General features: G+C 69.2%; 17 protein-coding genes. 4 read left to right on the top strand and 13 right to left on the bottom strand.

The genetic code is table 11. The features are described from left to right. Positions 1–20 precede the first annotated feature (20 nt). The 7 genes from INQ48_38485 to INQ48_38455 form a co-directional block, all read right to left on the bottom strand. The gene (locus INQ48_38485) at positions 21–770 is read right to left on the bottom strand and encodes a helix-turn-helix transcriptional regulator (GenBank protein ID QRF63150.1); all 750 of its coding nucleotides are present in this window, start codon (positions 768–770) and stop codon (positions 21–23) included. A gap of 100 nt (positions 771–870) precedes the next feature. Then, a complete protein-coding gene (locus tag INQ48_38480) occupies positions 871–2,667 on the bottom strand; it encodes a CocE/NonD family hydrolase (GenBank protein QRF61284.1) in 1,797 nt (598 codons plus the stop codon). 21 nt (positions 2,668–2,688) lie between these two features. Next, positions 2,689–3,651 carry a tripartite tricarboxylate transporter substrate binding protein gene (locus tag INQ48_38475; protein ID QRF61283.1) on the bottom strand — a complete coding sequence of 321 codons (963 nt, stop codon included), beginning with the start codon at positions 3,649–3,651 and terminating at the stop codon, positions 2,689–2,691. Positions 3,652–3,712: 61 nt separating this feature from the next. Continuing rightward, positions 3,713–4,030 (bottom strand): NIPSNAP family protein, encoded by a 318-nt coding sequence (locus INQ48_38470; protein ID QRF61282.1) that lies wholly within the window; start codon positions 4,028–4,030, stop codon positions 3,713–3,715. Next, the gene (locus INQ48_38465) at positions 4,027–4,884 is read right to left on the bottom strand and encodes a fumarylacetoacetate hydrolase family protein (protein QRF61281.1); all 858 of its coding nucleotides are present in this window, start codon (positions 4,882–4,884) and stop codon (positions 4,027–4,029) included. The genes INQ48_38470 and INQ48_38465 overlap by 4 nt, the downstream gene beginning before the upstream one ends. Before the next feature lie 35 nt (positions 4,885–4,919). Beyond that, positions 4,920–6,098 carry a mandelate racemase gene (locus INQ48_38460; GenBank protein ID QRF61280.1) on the bottom strand — a complete coding sequence of 393 codons (1,179 nt, stop codon included), beginning with the start codon at positions 6,096–6,098 and terminating at the stop codon, positions 4,920–4,922. Between the two features lie 40 nt (positions 6,099–6,138). Further along, positions 6,139–7,116 (bottom strand): tripartite tricarboxylate transporter substrate binding protein, encoded by a 978-nt coding sequence (locus INQ48_38455; GenBank protein ID QRF61279.1) that lies wholly within the window; start codon positions 7,114–7,116, stop codon positions 6,139–6,141. Between the two features lie 152 nt (positions 7,117–7,268). On the opposite strand from INQ48_38455, the gene INQ48_38450 reads away from it, so the two are divergent. After that, positions 7,269–8,180, top strand: coding sequence for a LysR family transcriptional regulator (locus INQ48_38450; protein ID QRF61278.1), 912 nt, complete (start codon positions 7,269–7,271; stop codon positions 8,178–8,180). 9 nt (positions 8,181–8,189) lie between these two features. Here INQ48_38450 and INQ48_38445 read toward each other — a convergent pair whose 3' ends face one another. Continuing rightward, on the bottom strand, positions 8,190–9,068 hold the full coding sequence (locus INQ48_38445) for an aldo/keto reductase family oxidoreductase (protein ID QRF61277.1): 879 nt from the start codon (positions 9,066–9,068) through the stop codon (positions 8,190–8,192). A gap of 108 nt (positions 9,069–9,176) precedes the next feature. Between INQ48_38445 and INQ48_38440 the strand changes: the two genes are divergently transcribed. After that, positions 9,177–10,079, top strand: coding sequence for a LysR family transcriptional regulator (locus INQ48_38440; protein ID QRF61276.1), 903 nt, complete (start codon positions 9,177–9,179; stop codon positions 10,077–10,079). Positions 10,080–10,100: 21 nt separating this feature from the next. Here the strand turns inward: INQ48_38440 and INQ48_38435 are convergent, their stop codons facing one another. Next, on the bottom strand, positions 10,101–10,583 hold the full coding sequence (locus INQ48_38435) for an Lrp/AsnC family transcriptional regulator (protein ID QRF61275.1): 483 nt from the start codon (positions 10,581–10,583) through the stop codon (positions 10,101–10,103). 246 nt (positions 10,584–10,829) lie between these two features. Between INQ48_38435 and INQ48_38430 the strand changes: the two genes are divergently transcribed. Beyond that, a complete protein-coding gene (locus INQ48_38430) occupies positions 10,830–12,215 on the top strand; it encodes a tryptophanase (GenBank protein ID QRF61274.1) in 1,386 nt (461 codons plus the stop codon). Positions 12,216–12,227: 12 nt separating this feature from the next. Here the strand turns inward: INQ48_38430 and map are convergent, their stop codons facing one another. Beyond that, positions 12,228–13,022 (bottom strand): type I methionyl aminopeptidase, encoded by a 795-nt coding sequence (gene map / locus INQ48_38425; GenBank protein QRF61273.1) that lies wholly within the window; start codon positions 13,020–13,022, stop codon positions 12,228–12,230. Continuing rightward, positions 13,019–13,297 carry a ParD-like family protein gene (locus INQ48_38420; protein ID QRF61272.1) on the bottom strand — a complete coding sequence of 93 codons (279 nt, stop codon included), beginning with the start codon at positions 13,295–13,297 and terminating at the stop codon, positions 13,019–13,021. The genes map and INQ48_38420 overlap by 4 nt, the downstream gene beginning before the upstream one ends. Before the next feature lie 173 nt (positions 13,298–13,470). On the opposite strand from INQ48_38420, the gene INQ48_38415 reads away from it, so the two are divergent. After that, positions 13,471–14,418: an alpha/beta hydrolase gene (locus INQ48_38415; protein ID QRF61271.1), complete on the top strand. Its 948-nt coding sequence runs from the start codon at positions 13,471–13,473 to the stop codon at positions 14,416–14,418. Between the two features lie 18 nt (positions 14,419–14,436). Here the strand turns inward: INQ48_38415 and INQ48_38410 are convergent, their stop codons facing one another. Continuing rightward, complete coding sequence (locus INQ48_38410; protein ID QRF61270.1) at positions 14,437–15,903, bottom strand: NAD-dependent succinate-semialdehyde dehydrogenase; 1,467 nt, start codon at positions 15,901–15,903, stop codon at positions 14,437–14,439. Continuing rightward, a complete protein-coding gene (locus INQ48_38405; GenBank protein ID QRF61269.1) occupies positions 15,900–17,168 on the bottom strand; it encodes a 4-aminobutyrate--2-oxoglutarate transaminase in 1,269 nt (422 codons plus the stop codon). The genes INQ48_38410 and INQ48_38405 overlap by 4 nt, the downstream gene beginning before the upstream one ends. Between the last annotated feature and the right edge of the window lie 69 nt (positions 17,169–17,237).

Below are 17,237 nucleotides of genomic sequence, written 5' to 3'. Positions count from 1 at the left end.
CGTGCTCGACGCCGGGTCGGCTAGAGCGCCTGCGCGATGATGCGCAGCTTGCGAGAGCCCGCGATGATGTCCCTGGGCTTGAGCCCGTAGACCTGGCGGATCGAGTGGCTGAAATGCGTCGAATCGGGATAGCCGATGTCGAGCGCGACGTCGACCAGGCTGGCGTCGGTGTGCACGTGGTGCAGCAGGCTGCGGGCGCGCTTCCAGGCACGCACGTTGCGAAACGGAATGCCCACCTCTTCCTTGAAAAGATGGCGGAAGCGCGAGATCGACAGGTTCACGCGCGAAGCGCATTCGTCGGAGGCGACGGCACCCGTCGGATCGGCCTTGATGCGCTCCAGCACGCTCGCGATGCGCTGGTCGAGCGCGCGCGCGGGCAACGCCGCGCCGAAGAAGCTCTGGTCGAAATCGCACGGGCGCAGGTCGAGCGCGCCGCCTTGCGAAGCAAGCCGGCGATGAACCTCGCGCACATGCACCGCGAAGTCGGGTGCATGCACCGCGCCGCACAGGCGCAAGAGCGGCGGCAGCGCGCTCGCGTCGACCGTCTCGGGCTCGATCAGCACGATGAGCACGTTGCGGCCCTCGCAGGCGATCTCGTAGGGAACGTAGGGCTGGACGATCGCTACTTCGGTCGCTTGCCATTCGCCCCCCTCGAGCCGCACGCGCAGCCGGCCGTCGATCGCGACGTACGCGACGAGGGCCCCTTGCGTGTGCAGGCTCCGGGCACCGAGAAGGCCGGCATAGAAGAGGCGGTCCTTCGTGATCCACATGACGCGGTCGGCGCTGGTGCAGCGCTTTGGGACGAAGGCGTGGTCGCCCGTGTCGATGGCATCGCTCATCCCGCGCCCCCGCTCTGGCGATCCCGCTGGCTCAAGCACCCTTGGCGGGAATGATGGGCAGCAGGATGAAGGGCTCGTTGCCCTTGTCGAAGTGCAGTGTGTTCTCGCCGCCGAAGACCTCGGGCGGCCGGTCCTGCGGATTCGCGTGGCGGAACGGGCCGACACCCGTCATCGGATAGGGCTGGTCCGAGAAGCCGGCGTCGCCGAGTCCGTGGTCATAGTCGCAGCCCCGGATGTTGAGGGCCAGCGTGTAGCCCGGCGGAATCACGATGGAGGTCGGCAGGATCTCGATGTCGAGCACGACCGGCTCGTCCGGCACGAGCGGCTGCAGCTCGTCGTGCGTGTGGTACGGACGGTAGGGCAGCGACTTCGCCGTGTCCAGCTTGCGGTGCGAGGCGCGCAGCCATCCCAGTGCGATCGGCACGCGCGGATCGTTGGAGCCGACGAACAACACCTCCTTGCCGTCCGGCGCGAACAGACGCAGCGCCAGGAAGAGATCGGCATCCGCCGTCCTGGAAGACACCACGAGCCGCGCCGCGATCGGGCCAGTGATCTCGATCTCTTCCCTGGCCGGCGGAAGCTTGAACACGAGCCCTTCGCTCATCGCCTGGTAGGCGATGCTGGCGCCGGCGGCCGGCGTGGTGCCCAGGGTGCGGGTGGCGGGTTCGAGGTAGTACTTGGTCCACTGCGTGCGGGCCAGCGGCCATTCCTGCTCGTCGCGGATCGTGAAGTGCTCGCCCGGCCGGCGGATCTGCAGCTGCACCGGCGGCTGGCGGTCCCAGCCCGTGTCCTTGCCTTGCAGGAAGTGGGCGAGAAAGCGCTTCTGCAATTCAACGCCCTCGGCGCGGTAGAAGGGACTGAAGTGGCTGTTGCCATGCACCTCCAGCCATTTCTGGCTCGAGCCCGCGTCCAGATAGCCCTCGAAATTGCCGCGCGGATGCACGCCCATGCCACCCCAGTTCGCGGCCGACAGCAGGGGCACCTCGATGCGGCTCACGTCGGGCTTGCGCGAGGAATAGAACGCGTCGTCGAGCGGGCGGTTCAACGACTCGTTGGACATCTTCGGGGCACGGTTGGCCGCCAGTTCCTCGTCCGACAGGGTTTGCGGGCCGCAGACCAGCTCGCCGTTGTTCGGATTGCGCGCGCCACGCTCGCCATAGCCGTGCTGAATGCGCAGCACCTGGCGCTCGTACCAACCCTCGCCGAACTGCGAGTAGATGCCGCCGTGCCGCGCCGCATCGCGATAGCGGTCGACGAAGCCTTCCCATACGCAGATGGCGGCGAGGTGCGGAGGCCGCAGCGCGGCCACGTACCACTGGTTGCTCGCGTAGTAGGAGATGCCGTTCATCCCGATCTTGCCGTTGCTCCACGGCTGTGCCGCCGCCCACTCGATGCATTCGTAGATGTCTTTCGTCTCCTGCTCCGAGGTCGGGTCGAGCACGCCCGGCGAGCGGCCCGCTCCGCGGCTGTCGACACGGATGCAGACGAAGCCGTCGGGCACCCACTTCTCGGGATCGATGACTTCCCAGTTCATGTACTTGTTCGACGAGCCTTCGGCGATGTCGGGGAAGTCGCGCACCATGCGGTCGTACGCGCTCTTGTAGCCCACCTGCATGGGCACGCCCTTGCCATAGGCGCCGTAGGAGAGCAGTGCCGCATGGCGGCCGGGTTCCCGCGGGAGGAAGACGTCGGCGCGCAGCACGACGCCGTCGCTCATCGGAATCGGCACATCCCAGAGGATGCGCATGCCGTCGGCATGGACGGCCTCGGGCATGTCGTTGGAGAGCGCGCCGTCGGCGCGGCCCTGGTTCGGGTTCGTTTGGTTCATGGTGATCTTTCCTTCTGAAACTCAACTGATCTGGATTCCCAAAGGCGGCAGGATCCTGGCGAAGCGGTCGATCTCCGAATCGACGAAGGCCTTGAAATCGCGCGGCGCCATGGCCTCGAGCACGCCGCCGCCGTCCTGGATGTACTGCCGGTACTTGGGGTCCTGGCCGAGCTTCGCGAACATGGCGTGGAGCGAATTGGCCGCGGCTTCGCTCATGTTCTTCGGCCCCCAGATGCCCGACCAGGCGGGGATGTCGGGCACGTCCAGCCCGAACTCGGCGAAGGTCGGCGCGTCGGGCACGATCGGCGAGCGCACGGTGCCCGAGAGGCCGAGCGCGCGCATCTGCCTGCCCTGAATCCAGCCCTGCGCGGAGACCGGCGCGAGGAAGGTGCAATCGACGACGCCCGACACCAGGTCGTTGCTCGGCGCGCCCTTGTATGGGACATGCACCAGCTCCACCCCGGCGTTCCTGCAGAACAGCGAGGCCATGATGTGGGTGGGATTGCCCAGGCCCGAGTTCGCGATGGTGAGTTTTCCCGGCGAAGCCTTCGCGGCATCGATGAACTGCTGCAGGGTCTTGAAGCGGGAGTTCGCTCCGACCAGCAGGGCCCATCCGTAGTAGGTGGCCAGCCGCGTGATGGGCGTGAAGTCGGACTTCGAGTCGAAGGGCAGGCTCTTGTAGAGCACCGCGTTGGTCGTGTGGCCCGCGGAGTTCAGCAGCACGGTGTTGCCGTCCGGCTTCGATCGCGACACGTCCAGCGATCCGATCACCGCGCCCGCGCCGGGCTTGTTGTCGATGATGACGTTGCGGCCGCTCGTGGTCTCGAGGGTGTGTGCCAGCAGCCGTCCGGTGACATCCATGCCCGATCCCGCGGGAAAGGGCACGACGATCCGCAGCACATCCGACTTGGCCGGCTGGGCCATCGCCGGCAATGCGCTGCCGAGTACCGCACTGAGGAGGGTCCTGCGATTGATGTTGCTCATTGCCTTGTCTCCGTATTTGTTTTTCGAGGCGCCACTTCGCGCATCGGCGCCAGGTGCGCCGCTAGCGGGGCGAGAACGACGTCGGCTTGAGGATCTGCGACTCCTGCTGCCGCAAGGCGCCCAGCTCCTTCGAGCGGGCCCTGTATTCCTGCCAGGCCGGATCGGCCTCCATGGCCGAGCGCCGTTGCTCGCGGTCGGCCAGGCTGTCGAATCGCCACAGATGCACGATCTGGTTCAGCGGGCCGATCTCGCTGACGTAGAAGCCGACGAGGCCTCCCAGGTACTTGTTCTGCAGCGGCAGCGCCATGTGCTCGTAGAGCTTCAGGAAGTCGGCGGCGCGGCCGGGTTCGGCGGTGTAGGTTCTGAGTTCGAAGATCATGGTTGCGCCTCGTTCTCCACGGGATTCGACAGGACCCCGATGCCTTCGATCTCGATCTCGATGGTGTCGCCGGCCTTCATCCACACGGGTGGCTTGCGCGCATAGCCGACGCCCGCAGGCGTGCCCATCACGATCACGTCGCCGGGTTCGAGCGTGAGCGCCTCGGTGAGCAGGCACAGCGTTTCCGCCACGGGAAACAGCATCTGTGCGGTGTTGCTGCTCTGCATGACCGTGCCGTTGAGGCGCGACTCGATCTTCAGCCCCGCGGCACCGGGCGGCAGGGCTGATGCGGGCACCAGCGAGGGCCCCAGGGCACCGGTGGCATCGAAGTTCTTGCCGATGGTCCATTGCGCCGTCTTGCGCTGGTAGTCGCGCAGCGTGGCGTCGTTGAAGCAGGCATAGCCGGCCACGGCCTCGAGCGCATCGGCCTCGCTCAGGTGGCGCGAGGTCCTGCCGATCACCACGGCCAGCTCGGCCTCGAAGTCGAGGTGACTCGAGACGCGCGGCCGCTGGATCGCCGCGCCGTGCGCCACGAGCGAGGACGCGCCGCGCAGGAAGAAGCTGGGGTAGTCGGGCCGCTGGTTGCCGCCTTCGGCGGCGTGGTCCGCGTAGTTGAGCCCCAGGCAGATGATCTTGCCGGGCCGTGGCACCACGGGCAGCAGCCTCGCGCTGCCGAGCGGGATGCGGGCCGTGGCGGGCGCGGCGGCGGCCTCCTTCGCGGCGGCGGCGAAGCCGGCCGAGCCGCGGGTGCAAAGGGCCACCATGTCACCGGGCAGGGTGACGATGGCGCCATCGACGACCGCGCCCAGGCGGGGCGTCGGATCGGAGTCGGTATGGAAGGTGACGAAGTTCATGGGCTTGCGAGAGCTTGCGAGAGGACGGAGATCGATCAGGAGGTTTTCAGCCCGGCGCCGACCGAGCTCATCAGCGCATGCAGCGCGCCGTGGCCCTCGAAGCCGATGCCGGGCCGCTGCGGCGGATGCACGAAGCCGTCCTCGACCCGCGTGTCGTCGGCAAAGCCGCCGAAGGAGCCGAACACGCCGGGATAGGCCTCGCAACCGCCGAGGCCCAGGCCGGCCACCAGCGCCAGCGACATCTGGTTGCCGCCGTGCGGGAAATGGCTGCCGGCCCCCCAGCCCTGCGCCTCGAGCCCCAGCGCCATGCTGGCGAAGGCATGCAGGCCGTAGGACTGCGGCGGGTCGACCTGGATCAGGTCCTTCTCGCTGCGCCAGCCACCGAGGCGCACGAGGTTGGTCACCTCCTGGTTGCCATAGAGGTTCTCGCCAACCGCGAGCGGTGGCGCATACACCGAGGCCAGCTCGGCCATCAGCGAATAGTCGTTGGGATCGCAGGGCTCCTCGAACCAGCGCAGGTCGTACGGCGCCAATGCTTTCGCATAGACGAGCGCCTCGTCGCGCTGGAACTTGCAGTTGGCATCGACCGCCAGGTGGCTGCTGTCGGGCAGCACGCTCAGCGCGCAATCGATCCGGCGCAGGTCCTCGTCGAGCGATGCGCCGCCCACCTTGATCTTCACGTGGGTGTAGCCGGCGGCCTGGTGGCCGCGGATCTCGTCGGCCACGTCCTGCGGCACGCCGCCCGGCCGATACCAGCCGCCGCCCACGTACACCGACACCTTGCGCTGCATGGTCCCGCCGCGATAGCGCCGCGCCAGCACTTCCGCGGTCGGAAGGTCCTGCGCCTTGCCGATGGCATCCCACAGCGCGGTCTCGATGGTACCGATGGCGATCGAGCGTTCGGCATGGCCGCCCGGCTTCTCGCCGACGAGCATCGCCGTCACGGCCCTGGCCGGATCGAGCACGCCATCGCCGTCGAGCAGCGACTCGGGCCGGGCCCGCAGCAGCCGGGGGAAGAAGCGCTCGCGCATCGGCTGCCCGCAGGCGTAGCGGCCGGTGGAGTTGAACGCGTACCCCGTGACCGGCGTCCTGCCGCTGCCCGGGTCCAGCCGTACCGCGACGATCGAGGTCGTCATCTCCGCGAAGGAGAACACGGCGTTGCGCATGGTGCTCTGCACCGGAAAGGCCGCTTCCTGGAGGTCAATGATCCGCATGATGCTTTCTGTGTGTCCTGAACTTCTTTGTTGAGCGGTCTCAGCGCGACGGCTCGATGCCGGCCGCCCGGATGAACTGGGCGTAGCGAACCAGCTCCTCGTCGATGTGCTTGCGAAAGGCTTCCGGCTTCGCCGGTGCCGCGGGCAGGAAGCCCATGGCCAGCAGCCGCTCGCGCGCCTCGGGCTGGCGCAGCACCTCGCCGACATCGGCGTTGATCTTCTGCACGATGGCCGCGGGCGTGGCGGCCGGCGCCACGAAGCCCAGCCATGCGCCATAGCGAAAGCCCGGAAAGCCGGACTCGGCCATGGTCGGGACCTTGGGCAGCACGGCCAGCCTTTCCGAGGTGCCGACTGCCAGCGGCACGAGCCGGCCCGACTGCAGGAACGGCAGCACGGCCGAGACGCCGGCGAACATCACCTGCACCTGGTCGCCCACGACCGCCGTGGCGGCTTCCGCCGCGCCCTTGTAGGGCACGTGCAGCATCCGGATGCCCGCGCTGCGCATCAGGATCTCCATCGGAAGATGCTGGGCGCTGGCGACGCCGCTGGAGCTGAAGTTGATCTCACCGGGCCTGGCCTTCGCGGCATCCACCAGCTCCTTGACCGAACGCACCTTCAGGCTGGGCGACGCGACCAGCACGAAGGGGGTTTCGCCGATCAGCGCGATCGGCGCGAAATCCTTGAGGGGGTCGTAGGGCAGCTTGGCATACAGCGCCGGGTTCGCCGCCAGCGTGGTGTCGTTGGGCACCAGCAGCGTGTAGCCGTCGGCCGGTGCGCGGGCGACCTGCTGCGCGCCGATGATGCTGTTGGCACCGACCTGGTTGTCGACCACGGTGCCCTGGCCCCAGCGCTGCGCGAGCTTGCCCGCCATGAAGCGCGAGGCCATGTCCGCGCCCGCGCCGGCCGCGAACGGCACGACGATGCGCACGGGCTTCTCGGGATAGTCGGCGTGGGCCGGGGCGCCCAGCGCCAGCGCGGACAGCGCCATGGCTGCGCAACGCAACGCGGTCTTGATCATCCTTGTCTCCATCTTTCTTGTCTGGCCGGCGTGCCCTGCGATCGCGCCCCGTCCGGCATGCGCAATTCTGGAGGGGTTGATACCAACGCAAAAGAAGAGATTTCAGCTGCCATCCATCTAAAATTTAGCTGGACAAGCTCTGGAGACGAACCATGGATCTGCGGCAGGTGCGCTACTTCCTGACGGTGGCGGAGAAGGGAAGCATCAGTGCCGCCGCCGCGGTGCTGCACGTGGCGCAGTCCGCGATCAGCCGGCAGATGCGCCTGCTCGAGGAAGACCTGGGCGGCCCCCTCTTCCACCGCAGCATCGCGGGGGTGCAACTGACCGACAGCGGCCTCATGTTCCTGGAACGCGCGCGCTTCATCCTGCGAGAAGTGGAAAGCACGACCCTGGACGTCTCCAACTTCAACCGCGGCATGCGCGGCTTTCATCGCGACGTGCGCGGCACGGTGCGGATGTCATCGGCGCCCACGGTCGGGCAGGCGATCCACGGTCGCCTCGCGCTGGACTTTCGCCAGCGCTTTCCGCAGGTCCGGCTGGAGCTGACGGAGAGCCCCACCGACGACGCGCTGCATCGGCTGACCGCCGGCACCATCGAACTCGCCATCGTGTCGAATCCCGGCAATCAGGAGCACATCCATTTCACGCCGCTCGCGCGGCAGGAAATCGCGGTGTTCTGTCTTCCGGGTTCGAAGCTGGCCGCGCGCCCGAGCGTGCATGCGCGCGAACTGCGCAAGCTGCCGATCATCATCTCCCTCGGCCTGCGGCACAGCCTCGAGACGGAGCATGGGGTGATGCAGCCGGTCATCCAGATCGACGGCAACGAAGGGGCCGCGCAACTCACGCGGGCCGACCTCGGCTTCGCCGTACTGCCGAGATCGGTGGTGCGAACCTCCAGCATCTGGCAAGGCCTCGTGGCCGTGCCGGTGCGCGGCTTCTCGGTGGCCCGCATGCTCGCGGTGGCCAAAGGGCGGCCCGTCAGCCTGGCCGCGAAGGTCTTTCGCAGCGCCGTCGAGGAGCAGATGGCGCTGTGCGTCGGCGAAGGGCTCTTCCTGCCGCCCTGAAGCCGAGCTTCAGTGACCCGACCCGACGCCGATCGTGTCGAGCCGCGCCACCGCCTCTGCCGGCAACTTCAGCCCAGCCGCCGCCAGGTTCTCCCGCAGATGCCCCAGCGACGATGTCCCCGGAATCAGCAGCAGGTTCGGCGAGCGCTGCAGCAGCCAGGCCAGCGCCACCTGCATCGGCGTCGCGCCGAGTTCGCTGGCCACCTCCGACAGCACCCCCGACTGCAGCGGCGTGAAGCCCCCGAGCGGAAAGAACGGCACATAGGCAATGCCCTCGCGCGCCAGCTTCTCGACCAGCGCGTCGTCGCCGCGGTTCGCGAGGTTGTACATGTTCTGCACGCCGACGATCGGCACGATGCGCTGGCCGTCGTCGACCTGCTTCGCGGTCACGTTGCTCAGGCCGATGTGGCGGATCAGGCCCTGCTGGCGCAGCTCGGCGAGCGCGGTCAACGGCGCCTCGAGCGAGCCTTCGGCCGGCCCGTGCACGCCCAGCATGCTGCGCATGTTGACGACATCGAGCACGTCGAGGCCGAGGTTGCGCAGGTTGTCGTGCACCGCCTGGCGCAGCTCGGCCGGCGAGGCCGCGAGGTTCCACGAGGCATCTGCCCCGCGCGTGGCACCCACCTTGGTGACGATGGTCAGGTCGTCGCGGTATGGGTGCAGCGCCTCGCGGATGATCTGGTTGGTGACGTGCGGGCCGTAGAAATCGCTGGTGTCGATGTGGTCCACACCGGCCTCGATCGCGGCGCGCAGCACCGCGACAGCGGCGGCACGGTCCTTCGGCGGGCCGTACACGCCGGGGCCGGCGAGTTGCATGGCGCCGTAGCCGAGGCGCTTCACGTCACGGCTACCGAGGCGGAAGGTGGAGATGGTGTCGAGCGGGTTCATGGGCTTTCCTTTCAGGTTGAAGCTGAATGTAGGCACCGCGGCGGCGTACGATAAGCCGGCTCAATGCGCACGGGTCGTGCGGAAAAACGAACAATCGAAAGACAGGCGATGACGGAACAGCTCGGCGATCTGGCGGTCTTCGTGGCGGTGGCGCGCGCGGGCGGCTTTCGCGAGGCGGCGCGGCTGCAGAGCGTGAGCGCCTCCAGCCTCAGCGCGGCGGTGCGTCGGCTCGAAACGCGGCTGGGGGTGCGCCTCCTGCATCGCAGCACCCGCAGCGTGGTGCCCACCGAGGCCGGCGCGCGGCTGCTCGACCGCCTCGGGCCGGCGCTCGGCGAGGTCGAGGCCGCGCTCGACGTGGTCAACGGCTTTCGCGACAAGCCCGCGGGCACCTTGCGGCTCAACGTGCCGGCGAGCGCGTCGCGGCTGGTGCTGCCGGCGATCGTGCCGCCCTTTCTCGCGGCCTATCCCGAGATCCTGCTCGAGGTGGTGGTCGAGGAAAGCTTCGTCGACGTGCTGGCCGCGGGCTGCGATGCGGGCATCCGCTACGAGGAACGGCTCGAGCAGGACGTGATCGCGATCCCGATCGGCCCGCGCCGCCAGCGCATGGCGACCGCGGCCGCGCCGGCCTACCTCGCGGCGCACGGCCGCCCCGTGCATCCGCGCGACCTGCTGCAGCACGCCTGCCTGCGCGGGCGCTTCGCGAGCGGCGCGATGGCGGGTTGGGAATTCGAGCGCGAGGGCGAGGTGGTGACGGTGGACGTCGACGGGCCGCTGATCGTGCGCCTGGGCGGCGGCGTCGAGCTCGCGATCGAAACGGCGGTGGCCGGCATCGGCGTGATCCATCTGTTCGAGGAATGGCTGCAGCCGCAACTGACGAGCGGCGCGCTGGTGCCGGTGCTCGAGGACTGGTGGCAGCCCTTCACCGGGCCCTTTCTCTACTACCAGGGGCGCGAGCGGCTGCCGGCGCCGCTGCGCGCCTTCGTGGATTTCGTGCAGTCGCGGCGCGGCTGAGGCCGCGCTTCGACGTCGGCTTCAGCGACCGGCCTGCGACAGCGGCAGCGCCGCGCCGGCCTTGAGTTCTTCCAGGCACACGCTCGAACGCACCATGCTCACGCCGGGCAGCGCCGAGAGCTTCTCGGTCAGGAAGGTGCTGAGCGCCTCGAGGTCGCTCGCGATCACTTTGAGCACATAGTCGACGTCGCCCGTCACCGAGTGGCATTCGAGCACGTCGGGCAGTTGCGTCACGGCCTGGCGGAAGCGCTTGAAATCGCGCACATGGCCGCGCTCCATCGCGATCTGGACGAAGGCCATCACGCGCAGGCCCACGGCCGCGGGCCGCAGCCGCGCCTCGTAGCGCGCGATCACGCCCTCTTCCTCGAGCCTGTGATGCCGGCGGCTGCATTGCGCGGGCGAGAGCCCGACCGCGGCCGCGAGCTCGAGGTTGGAGATGCGGCCATGGCCCTGCAGCACCTCGAGCATGCGGGTGTCCATCGAGTCCAGCGGTACGGATTGCAAGATGTTCTCCTGTTTGGTGGGAATGGTGAAAGGACTTCTCTTCTTCGAGGGGCCATCCCTAGGTGCGATGAAAACCCATTGCGCGAGGCGAGCGAAAGAATCGTTGCGAGCTCGGCCAGGGGCCATAGCAGGCGAGACATCTTCTCCCGATAGGCAATGAATGCGCAACTCCATTGCATCGCCATTCGCGAACGCCCTGGGTCAGCCATCCGATCCATCCGCACCGAGCTTCGACCAGGAGAACCCATGAAGCGCATCCCCGAACCGTTCCGCATCAAGACCATCGAGCGCATCGCGATGACCACGCGCGCGCACCGCGAGCAGGCCCTGCTCGACGCGGGGCTCAACCCCTTCCTGCTGCGCAGCGACGACGTCTTCATCGACCTGCTGACCGACAGCGGCAGCGGCGCGATGAGCGACCGCCAGTGGGCCGCGATGATGGCGGCCGACGAGGCCTATGCCGGCAGCCGCAGCTACTACCGGCTCGCCGACACCATCGAGAAGGTCTTCGGCCATCGCCACACGGTGCCCGCGCACCAGGGCCGCGGGGCGGAGCAGTTGCTTTACCCAGAGCTCGTGAAGCGCCGCGGCGCGAAGCAGCCGGTGTTCCTGTCGAACTTCCACTTCGACACCACCAAGCTCCACATCGAGCTGGCCGGCGCGCGCGCGCTCAACGCACTGACGAAGGAGGCACTGGACACCGCCACCTACCACGACTGGAAAGGCAACTTCGACCTCGAAGAACTCGCGCGGCTGATCGAGACCCATGGCGCGGCCAACGTGGTGGCGCTGGTGGCCACCGTGACCTGCAACACCAGCGGCGGCCAGCCGGTCGCGCTGGCCAACCTGCGCGCGGCCTCGCAACTCGCGCGCGAAGCAGGTATTCCGGTGGTGATCGACGCCACGCGCTTCGCGGAGAACGCCTGGTTCATCCGCGAACGCGAGGCCGGGCAGGCGCAGCGCGAGGTGCCCGACATCGTGCGCGACATGATGGCCTGCGCCGACATCGCGGTGATGTCGTCGAAGAAGGACGGGCTGGTCAACATCGGCGGCTTCTGCAGCTTCCGCGACGACGAGGACCTGTTTCGCGCCGTGCAGGAACGCTGCGTGGTCAGCGAGGGCTTCATCACCTACGGCGGCCTCGCGGGCCGCGACATGGAGGCGCTCGCGGTCGGCCTCGAGGAGGCCATGGATGCCGACTACCTGCGCTACCGCGTCGGCCAGGTCGCCTACCTCGGCGAGCGGCTGCGCGCGCAGGGCATACCGATCCAGCATCCGACCGGCGGCCACGCGGTGTTCGTCGACGCGGCCGCGCTGCTGCCGCACCTGCCGGCCGACAGCTTTCCGGCGCATGCGCTCGCCTGCGAGCTCTACCTGGAGGCGGGCGTGCGCGCGGTGGAGATCGGCTCGCTGCTGCTCGGGCGCGATCCCGCCACCGGGTTGCAGGAGAAGGCGCCGCTCGAATCGATGCGGCTCACGATCCCGCGGCGCGTCTACACCAACGACCACATGGACTACGTGGCCGACGCGCTGGCCGAGGTGGCGCGGCGCGCCGCGCGCATCCGCGGCATGGCCTTCACCTACGAGCCGGCGCTGCTGCGCAACTTCACGGCGCGTTTTCGCTGGGCCTGAGCCAACCCGCGCTCAGCCGATGGCGGGATAGTTGCCTGTTCCCTCGGGCCAGGGCGTGAGGACCTCGAAGCCCTCTTCGGTCACTGCGACCATGTGCTCCCACTGCGCCGACAGCGAGTGGTCGCGCGTGACCACGGTCCAGCCGTCGGGCAGCTCGCGCGTCTCGCGGCGGCCCGCGTTGATCATCGGCTCGATGGTGAAGACCATGCCCGGCGCGAGCCGCAGGCCCTCGCCGGGCCGGCCGTAGTGCAGCACCTGCGGATCGTCGTGGTAGATCTGCCCGATGCCGTGGCCGCAGTACTCGCGCACCACGCTGAAACGCTCGCGGTGCGCCACGCTCTGGATCGCATGGCCCACGTCGCCCAGCGTCGCGCCCGGGCGCACGGCCAGGATGCCGGCGCGCATCGCCTCGTAGGTGGTCTCGACCAGCCGGCGCGCGAGCGGGCTCGGCTCGTCGACGAAGTACATGCGACTGCAGTCGCCGAACCAGCCGTCCTTGATCACGGCCACGTCGATGTTGACGATGTCGCCCTTCTTCAGCGTCTTCTGCGCCGAGGGAATGCCGTGGCAGACCACGTGATTGACGGAGGTGCACACGGTCTTCGGGAAGCCCTTGTAGCCCACGTTGGCCGGGATCGCGCGCTGCACGTTGACGATGTGGTCGTGGCAGAGGCGGTCGAGCTCATCGGTGGTGACGCCGGGCTTTACGTAGGCCCCGATCATCTGCAGCACCTCGGCCGCCAGGTGCCCGGCCTTGCGCGACAGCGCGATCTGCTCGGGCGTCTTCAGGGGCACGGCCATGTTCATTGCACGACCTTCACCGCCCGCCCCGTCGCGCGGCCCGATGGCCGCGGCGCATGCGGCTCGCTCGGCGCGCAGGCCATCGCGAGGTCGAGCCCGCCGGCCATCTCGGCGCGCACCAGCAGCTGGCACAGCTCGCGGTGATCGAGGTCGGGATGCAGCTCGGCCAGCATGCCGATGCGCATCCAGTGCTCGGCCTGTGCGTTGATGGAACGGCTCAGCGCGGTGCCTGCGACGCGCAGGTTCTCGTGCATGAGGTCGGAGATCTTGACGATGCCCATGGTGTTTGGTCTATATGAAACGTATACGAATCATATAGATTTTTTGGTGGGGCCGCCTCGCGAGGCCGGTCCCGCCCCTCAGGGCGCAGGCACAGGGCGAGGGCGACCGCGAGACCAGCGACAGCGCGCGGCTCGACGCGCCCGTCAAGCAGGTCGGCGACCAGCGCATCGCGGTGAAGACCGCCGAGGGAGCCGGTGCGATTCCCGTCTACGCGGACCGCAGCGTCGATGCGCCCGCGCCCGAGGTGCGGCGCGTGCTGGTGATCGTGCACGGCATCCTGCGCAACGCCGACGTCTATTTCTCCACCGGGCAGAAGATCGTGCAGAACGCGGGCGAGGCCGCCGCGGGCACGATGGTGGTGGCGCCGCAGTTCCTCACGCAGACCGACGTGCGGGCCTTCCACCTGCAGGGCGACATGCTCGGCTGGAGCAAGCACGGCTGGGCGCGCGGCGATGCGGCGCTCGGGCCGGCGCCGGTCAGCGCCTTCTCGGCGCTCGACGCGGTGCTCGCGCACTTCGCGAACCGCGAACGCTATCCGGCGCTGCGGGAAGTGCTCCTGATCGGCCACTCGGGCGGTGGGCGCATCCTCAACCGCTACGTCGCCACCAGCGACGGCGAGGCGGTGCTGCGCCGCGCCGGCATCGGCATCGGCATCCGCTACGTGGTGGCCAATCCCGGCAGCTATCTCTACTTCGACCGCGACCGGCCGGCCCCCGCCGGCGGACTGCGGCCGGCCGACCTGCAGGCCTGCCCGGCCGCCAACGAATGGCAGTACGGCCTCGACAAGGCACCGCCCTACGTGGCGCGGCAGGACGCGGCCTCGCTCGAAGGCCGCTATGCCTCGCGCGGCGTGGTCTACCTGCTCGGCGGCGCCGACACCGATCCGTACCTGCACTTCTTCGACCGCTCGTGCGGCGCGATGGCCCAGGGCCCGAACCGGCTGGCGCGCGGCCATGCCTACTTCGACTACCTCAAGGGCCGCCACGCCGCGAACTTCAACCAGCGCATCGTGGAGGTGCCGGGCGTCGGGCACGACAACCTCGGCATGTTCAACTCCGCCTGCGGCGTGGCGGTGCTGTTCGAACGCGAGCTGCCCGAGCGCTGCCCGCTGTTCAGATAGGCCGCCGCGCCGCCATGCTCAGTCCTGCAGGCAGAGGTACTTGAGCTCGAGGTAGTCATCGATCCCGTGCCGCGAGCCCTCGCGGCCCAGGCCCGACTGCTTCACGCCGCCAAAGGGCGCGACTTCGTTCGAGATCAGGCCGGTGTTGATGCCGACCATGCCGGTCTCGAGCTGCTCGCCCACGCGCCAGAGGCGGCGGCGGTCCTCGGTGAACAGGTAGGCGGCGAGGCCGAACTCCGAATCGTTGGCCATCGCGATGACCTCCTCCTCGGTCTCGAAGCGGAACAGCGGCGCCAGCGGCCCGAAGGTTTCCTCGCGCGCCACGCGCATGGCCTGCGTCACGCCGGTCAGCACGGTGGGCTCGAAGAAGCTGCCGCCCAGCGCGTGCGGCTTGCCGCCGGTGCGCAGCTCGGCGCCCTGCGTGAGCGCATCGTCGATGTGCTGGCGCACCTTGGCGACCGCGCGGCTGTCGATCAGCGGGCCCTGCGTGGTGCCGGCCTCGAGGCCGTTGCCCACGCGCATCGCTTCGACCGCGGCCACCAGCCGCGCGGCCACGGCGTCGTAGATGCCGGCCTGCACGTAGATGCGGTTGGCGCAGACGCAGGTCTGGCCCGCGTTGCGGAATTTCGAGGCCACGATGCCCTCGATCGCGCGGTCGAGGTCGGCGTCGTCGAACACGATCAGCGGCGCATTGCCACCGAGCTCGAGCGAGAGCTTCTTGATGGTCGGCGCGCACTGCTGCGCGAGCACGCGGCCCACGCCGGTGGAGCCGGTGAAGCTGAGCTTGCGCACGGTCGGGCTCTCGCACAGCGCGGCGCCGATCTCGGGCGCGTTGCCGGCCACGATCTGCAGCACGCCGGGCGGCAGGCCGGCCTCGAGCCCCAGCACGCCGAGCGCGAAGGCGCTCAGCGGCGTGAGTTCGGCCGGCTTGACGACGATGGTGCAGCCCGCGGCCAGCGCGGGGCCGACCTTGCGCGTGATCATCGCGGCCGGGAAGTTCCACGGCGTGATCGCGGCACACACGCCGATCGGCTGCTTGAGCACCACGATGCGCTGGCCGGCGCGCTGCGGCTGCAGCACCTCGCCGTCCACGCGCTTGGCCTCCTCGGCGAACCATTCGATGAACGAGGCCGCGTAGGCGATCTCGCCACGCGCCTCGGCCAGCGGCTTGCCCTGCTCGAGCGTCATCAGCCGGCCCAGGTCGTCCTGGTGCGCGAGCATCAGCTCGGCCCAGCGGCGCAGCACGCGCGCACGATCGGGCGCGGTGCGCGCGCGCCAGGCGGGCAGCGCGGCGGCGGCGCCGGCGATGGCGCGCTCGGTCTCGGCGCGGCCCATCAGCGGCACGTCGGCCAGGTGCCGGCCGGTGGCGGGGTCGTTCACGGCGAAGGTGGCGCCGTCGTCGGCCGCGACCCACTGGCCGTCGACCAGGCCGGCGCTGCGCAGCAGGTCGGGGCGCTGCAGGCCCAGGGTGGAGGCGGTGTTCATGCCGAGAACGCCTCCTCGACGATGGCCAGCGCGCGTTCGAACTGCGCATCGGGAATGGTCAGCGGGTAGAGGAAGCGGATCACGTTGCCGTACATGCCGCAGCTCAGCAGCACCAGGCCCTGCGCCAGCGCCTTGGCCTGCACGCGCGCCACCGCTTCGGCGTCGGGCGCGCCCGTGGCCGCGTCGCGCAGCTCGACCGCAACCATCGAGCCCTGCGCGCGCACTTCGGCCAGCGCCGGGTTCGATTCCTTGATCTTCAGCAGCCGGCCGACCAGGCGTTCGCCCAGCGCGGCGGCGCGCTCGCAGAGCTTCTCGTCGGCGATCACGTCGAGCACCGCGTGCGCCGAGGCCACCGCCAGCGGATTGCCCGCGTAGGTGCCGCCGAGGCCGCCGGGCGCCGGTGCGTCCATGATGGCGGCGCGGCCGGCCACGGCCGACAGCGGCATGCCGCCCGCGAGGCTCTTGGCCATGGTGATCAGGTCGGGCTCGACGCCGTGGTGCTGCATCGAGAACAGCCGGCCGGTGCGCGCGAAGCCGGTCTGCACCTCGTCGGCGATCAGCACGATGCCGTGCGCGTCGCAGAGGCGGCGCAGGCCCTGCAGCAGCGCGGTGGGCGCGACGTTGAAGCCGCCCTCGCCCTGCACCGGCTCGATCACGATCGCGGCCACGCGCTTGGGATCGATGTCGGCCTTGAACAGCTTCTCGATCGCGGCCAGCGAGTCGTCGGCGCTCACGCCCTGCAGCGCGCTCGGGAACGGCACGTGGAACACGTCGGCCGGGAACGGGCCGAAGCCGGTCTTGTAGGGCGCGACCTTGCCGGTCATGGCCAGCGCCATCAGCGTGCGGCCATGGAAGCCGCCGCCGAAGGCGATCACGCCGGCGCGGCCGGTGTGGGCGCGCGCGATCTTCACCGCGTTCTCGAGCGCCTCGGCGCCGGTGGTGAAGAAGGCCGTCTTCACCGGGCCGGAGATCGGCACCAGCGCATTGAGGCGCTCGGCCAGCGTCACCACGCTCTCGTAGGGAACGATCTGGTAGGCGGTGTGCGTGAAGCGCCCGAGCTGCTCCTGGATCGCGGCCACCAGGCGCGGATGGCGGTGGCCGGTGTTGAGCACCGCGATGCCGGCGGCGAAGTCGATGTATTCGCGGCCTTCGATGTCCCACAGCGTCGCGTTCTCGGCGCGCTGGGCATAGAAGCCGCACATCACGCCCACGCCGCGCGGCGTGGCCGCGAGGCGGCGGGTCTGGAGTTCGGAGTTGGTGGTCATGGCTGAAGGCGTCCGGGAAAGGCTGGAGGTCGATCGGAAGTTCTGATTGAATGCGCAATTGGCTCCATC

Origin of the sequence: Variovorax paradoxus (genome assembly GCA_016806145.1) — a bacterium.
GTDB lineage: Bacteria > Pseudomonadota > Gammaproteobacteria > Burkholderiales > Burkholderiaceae_C > Variovorax.
This window is presented reverse-complemented; position numbering and strand designations above follow the sequence as displayed.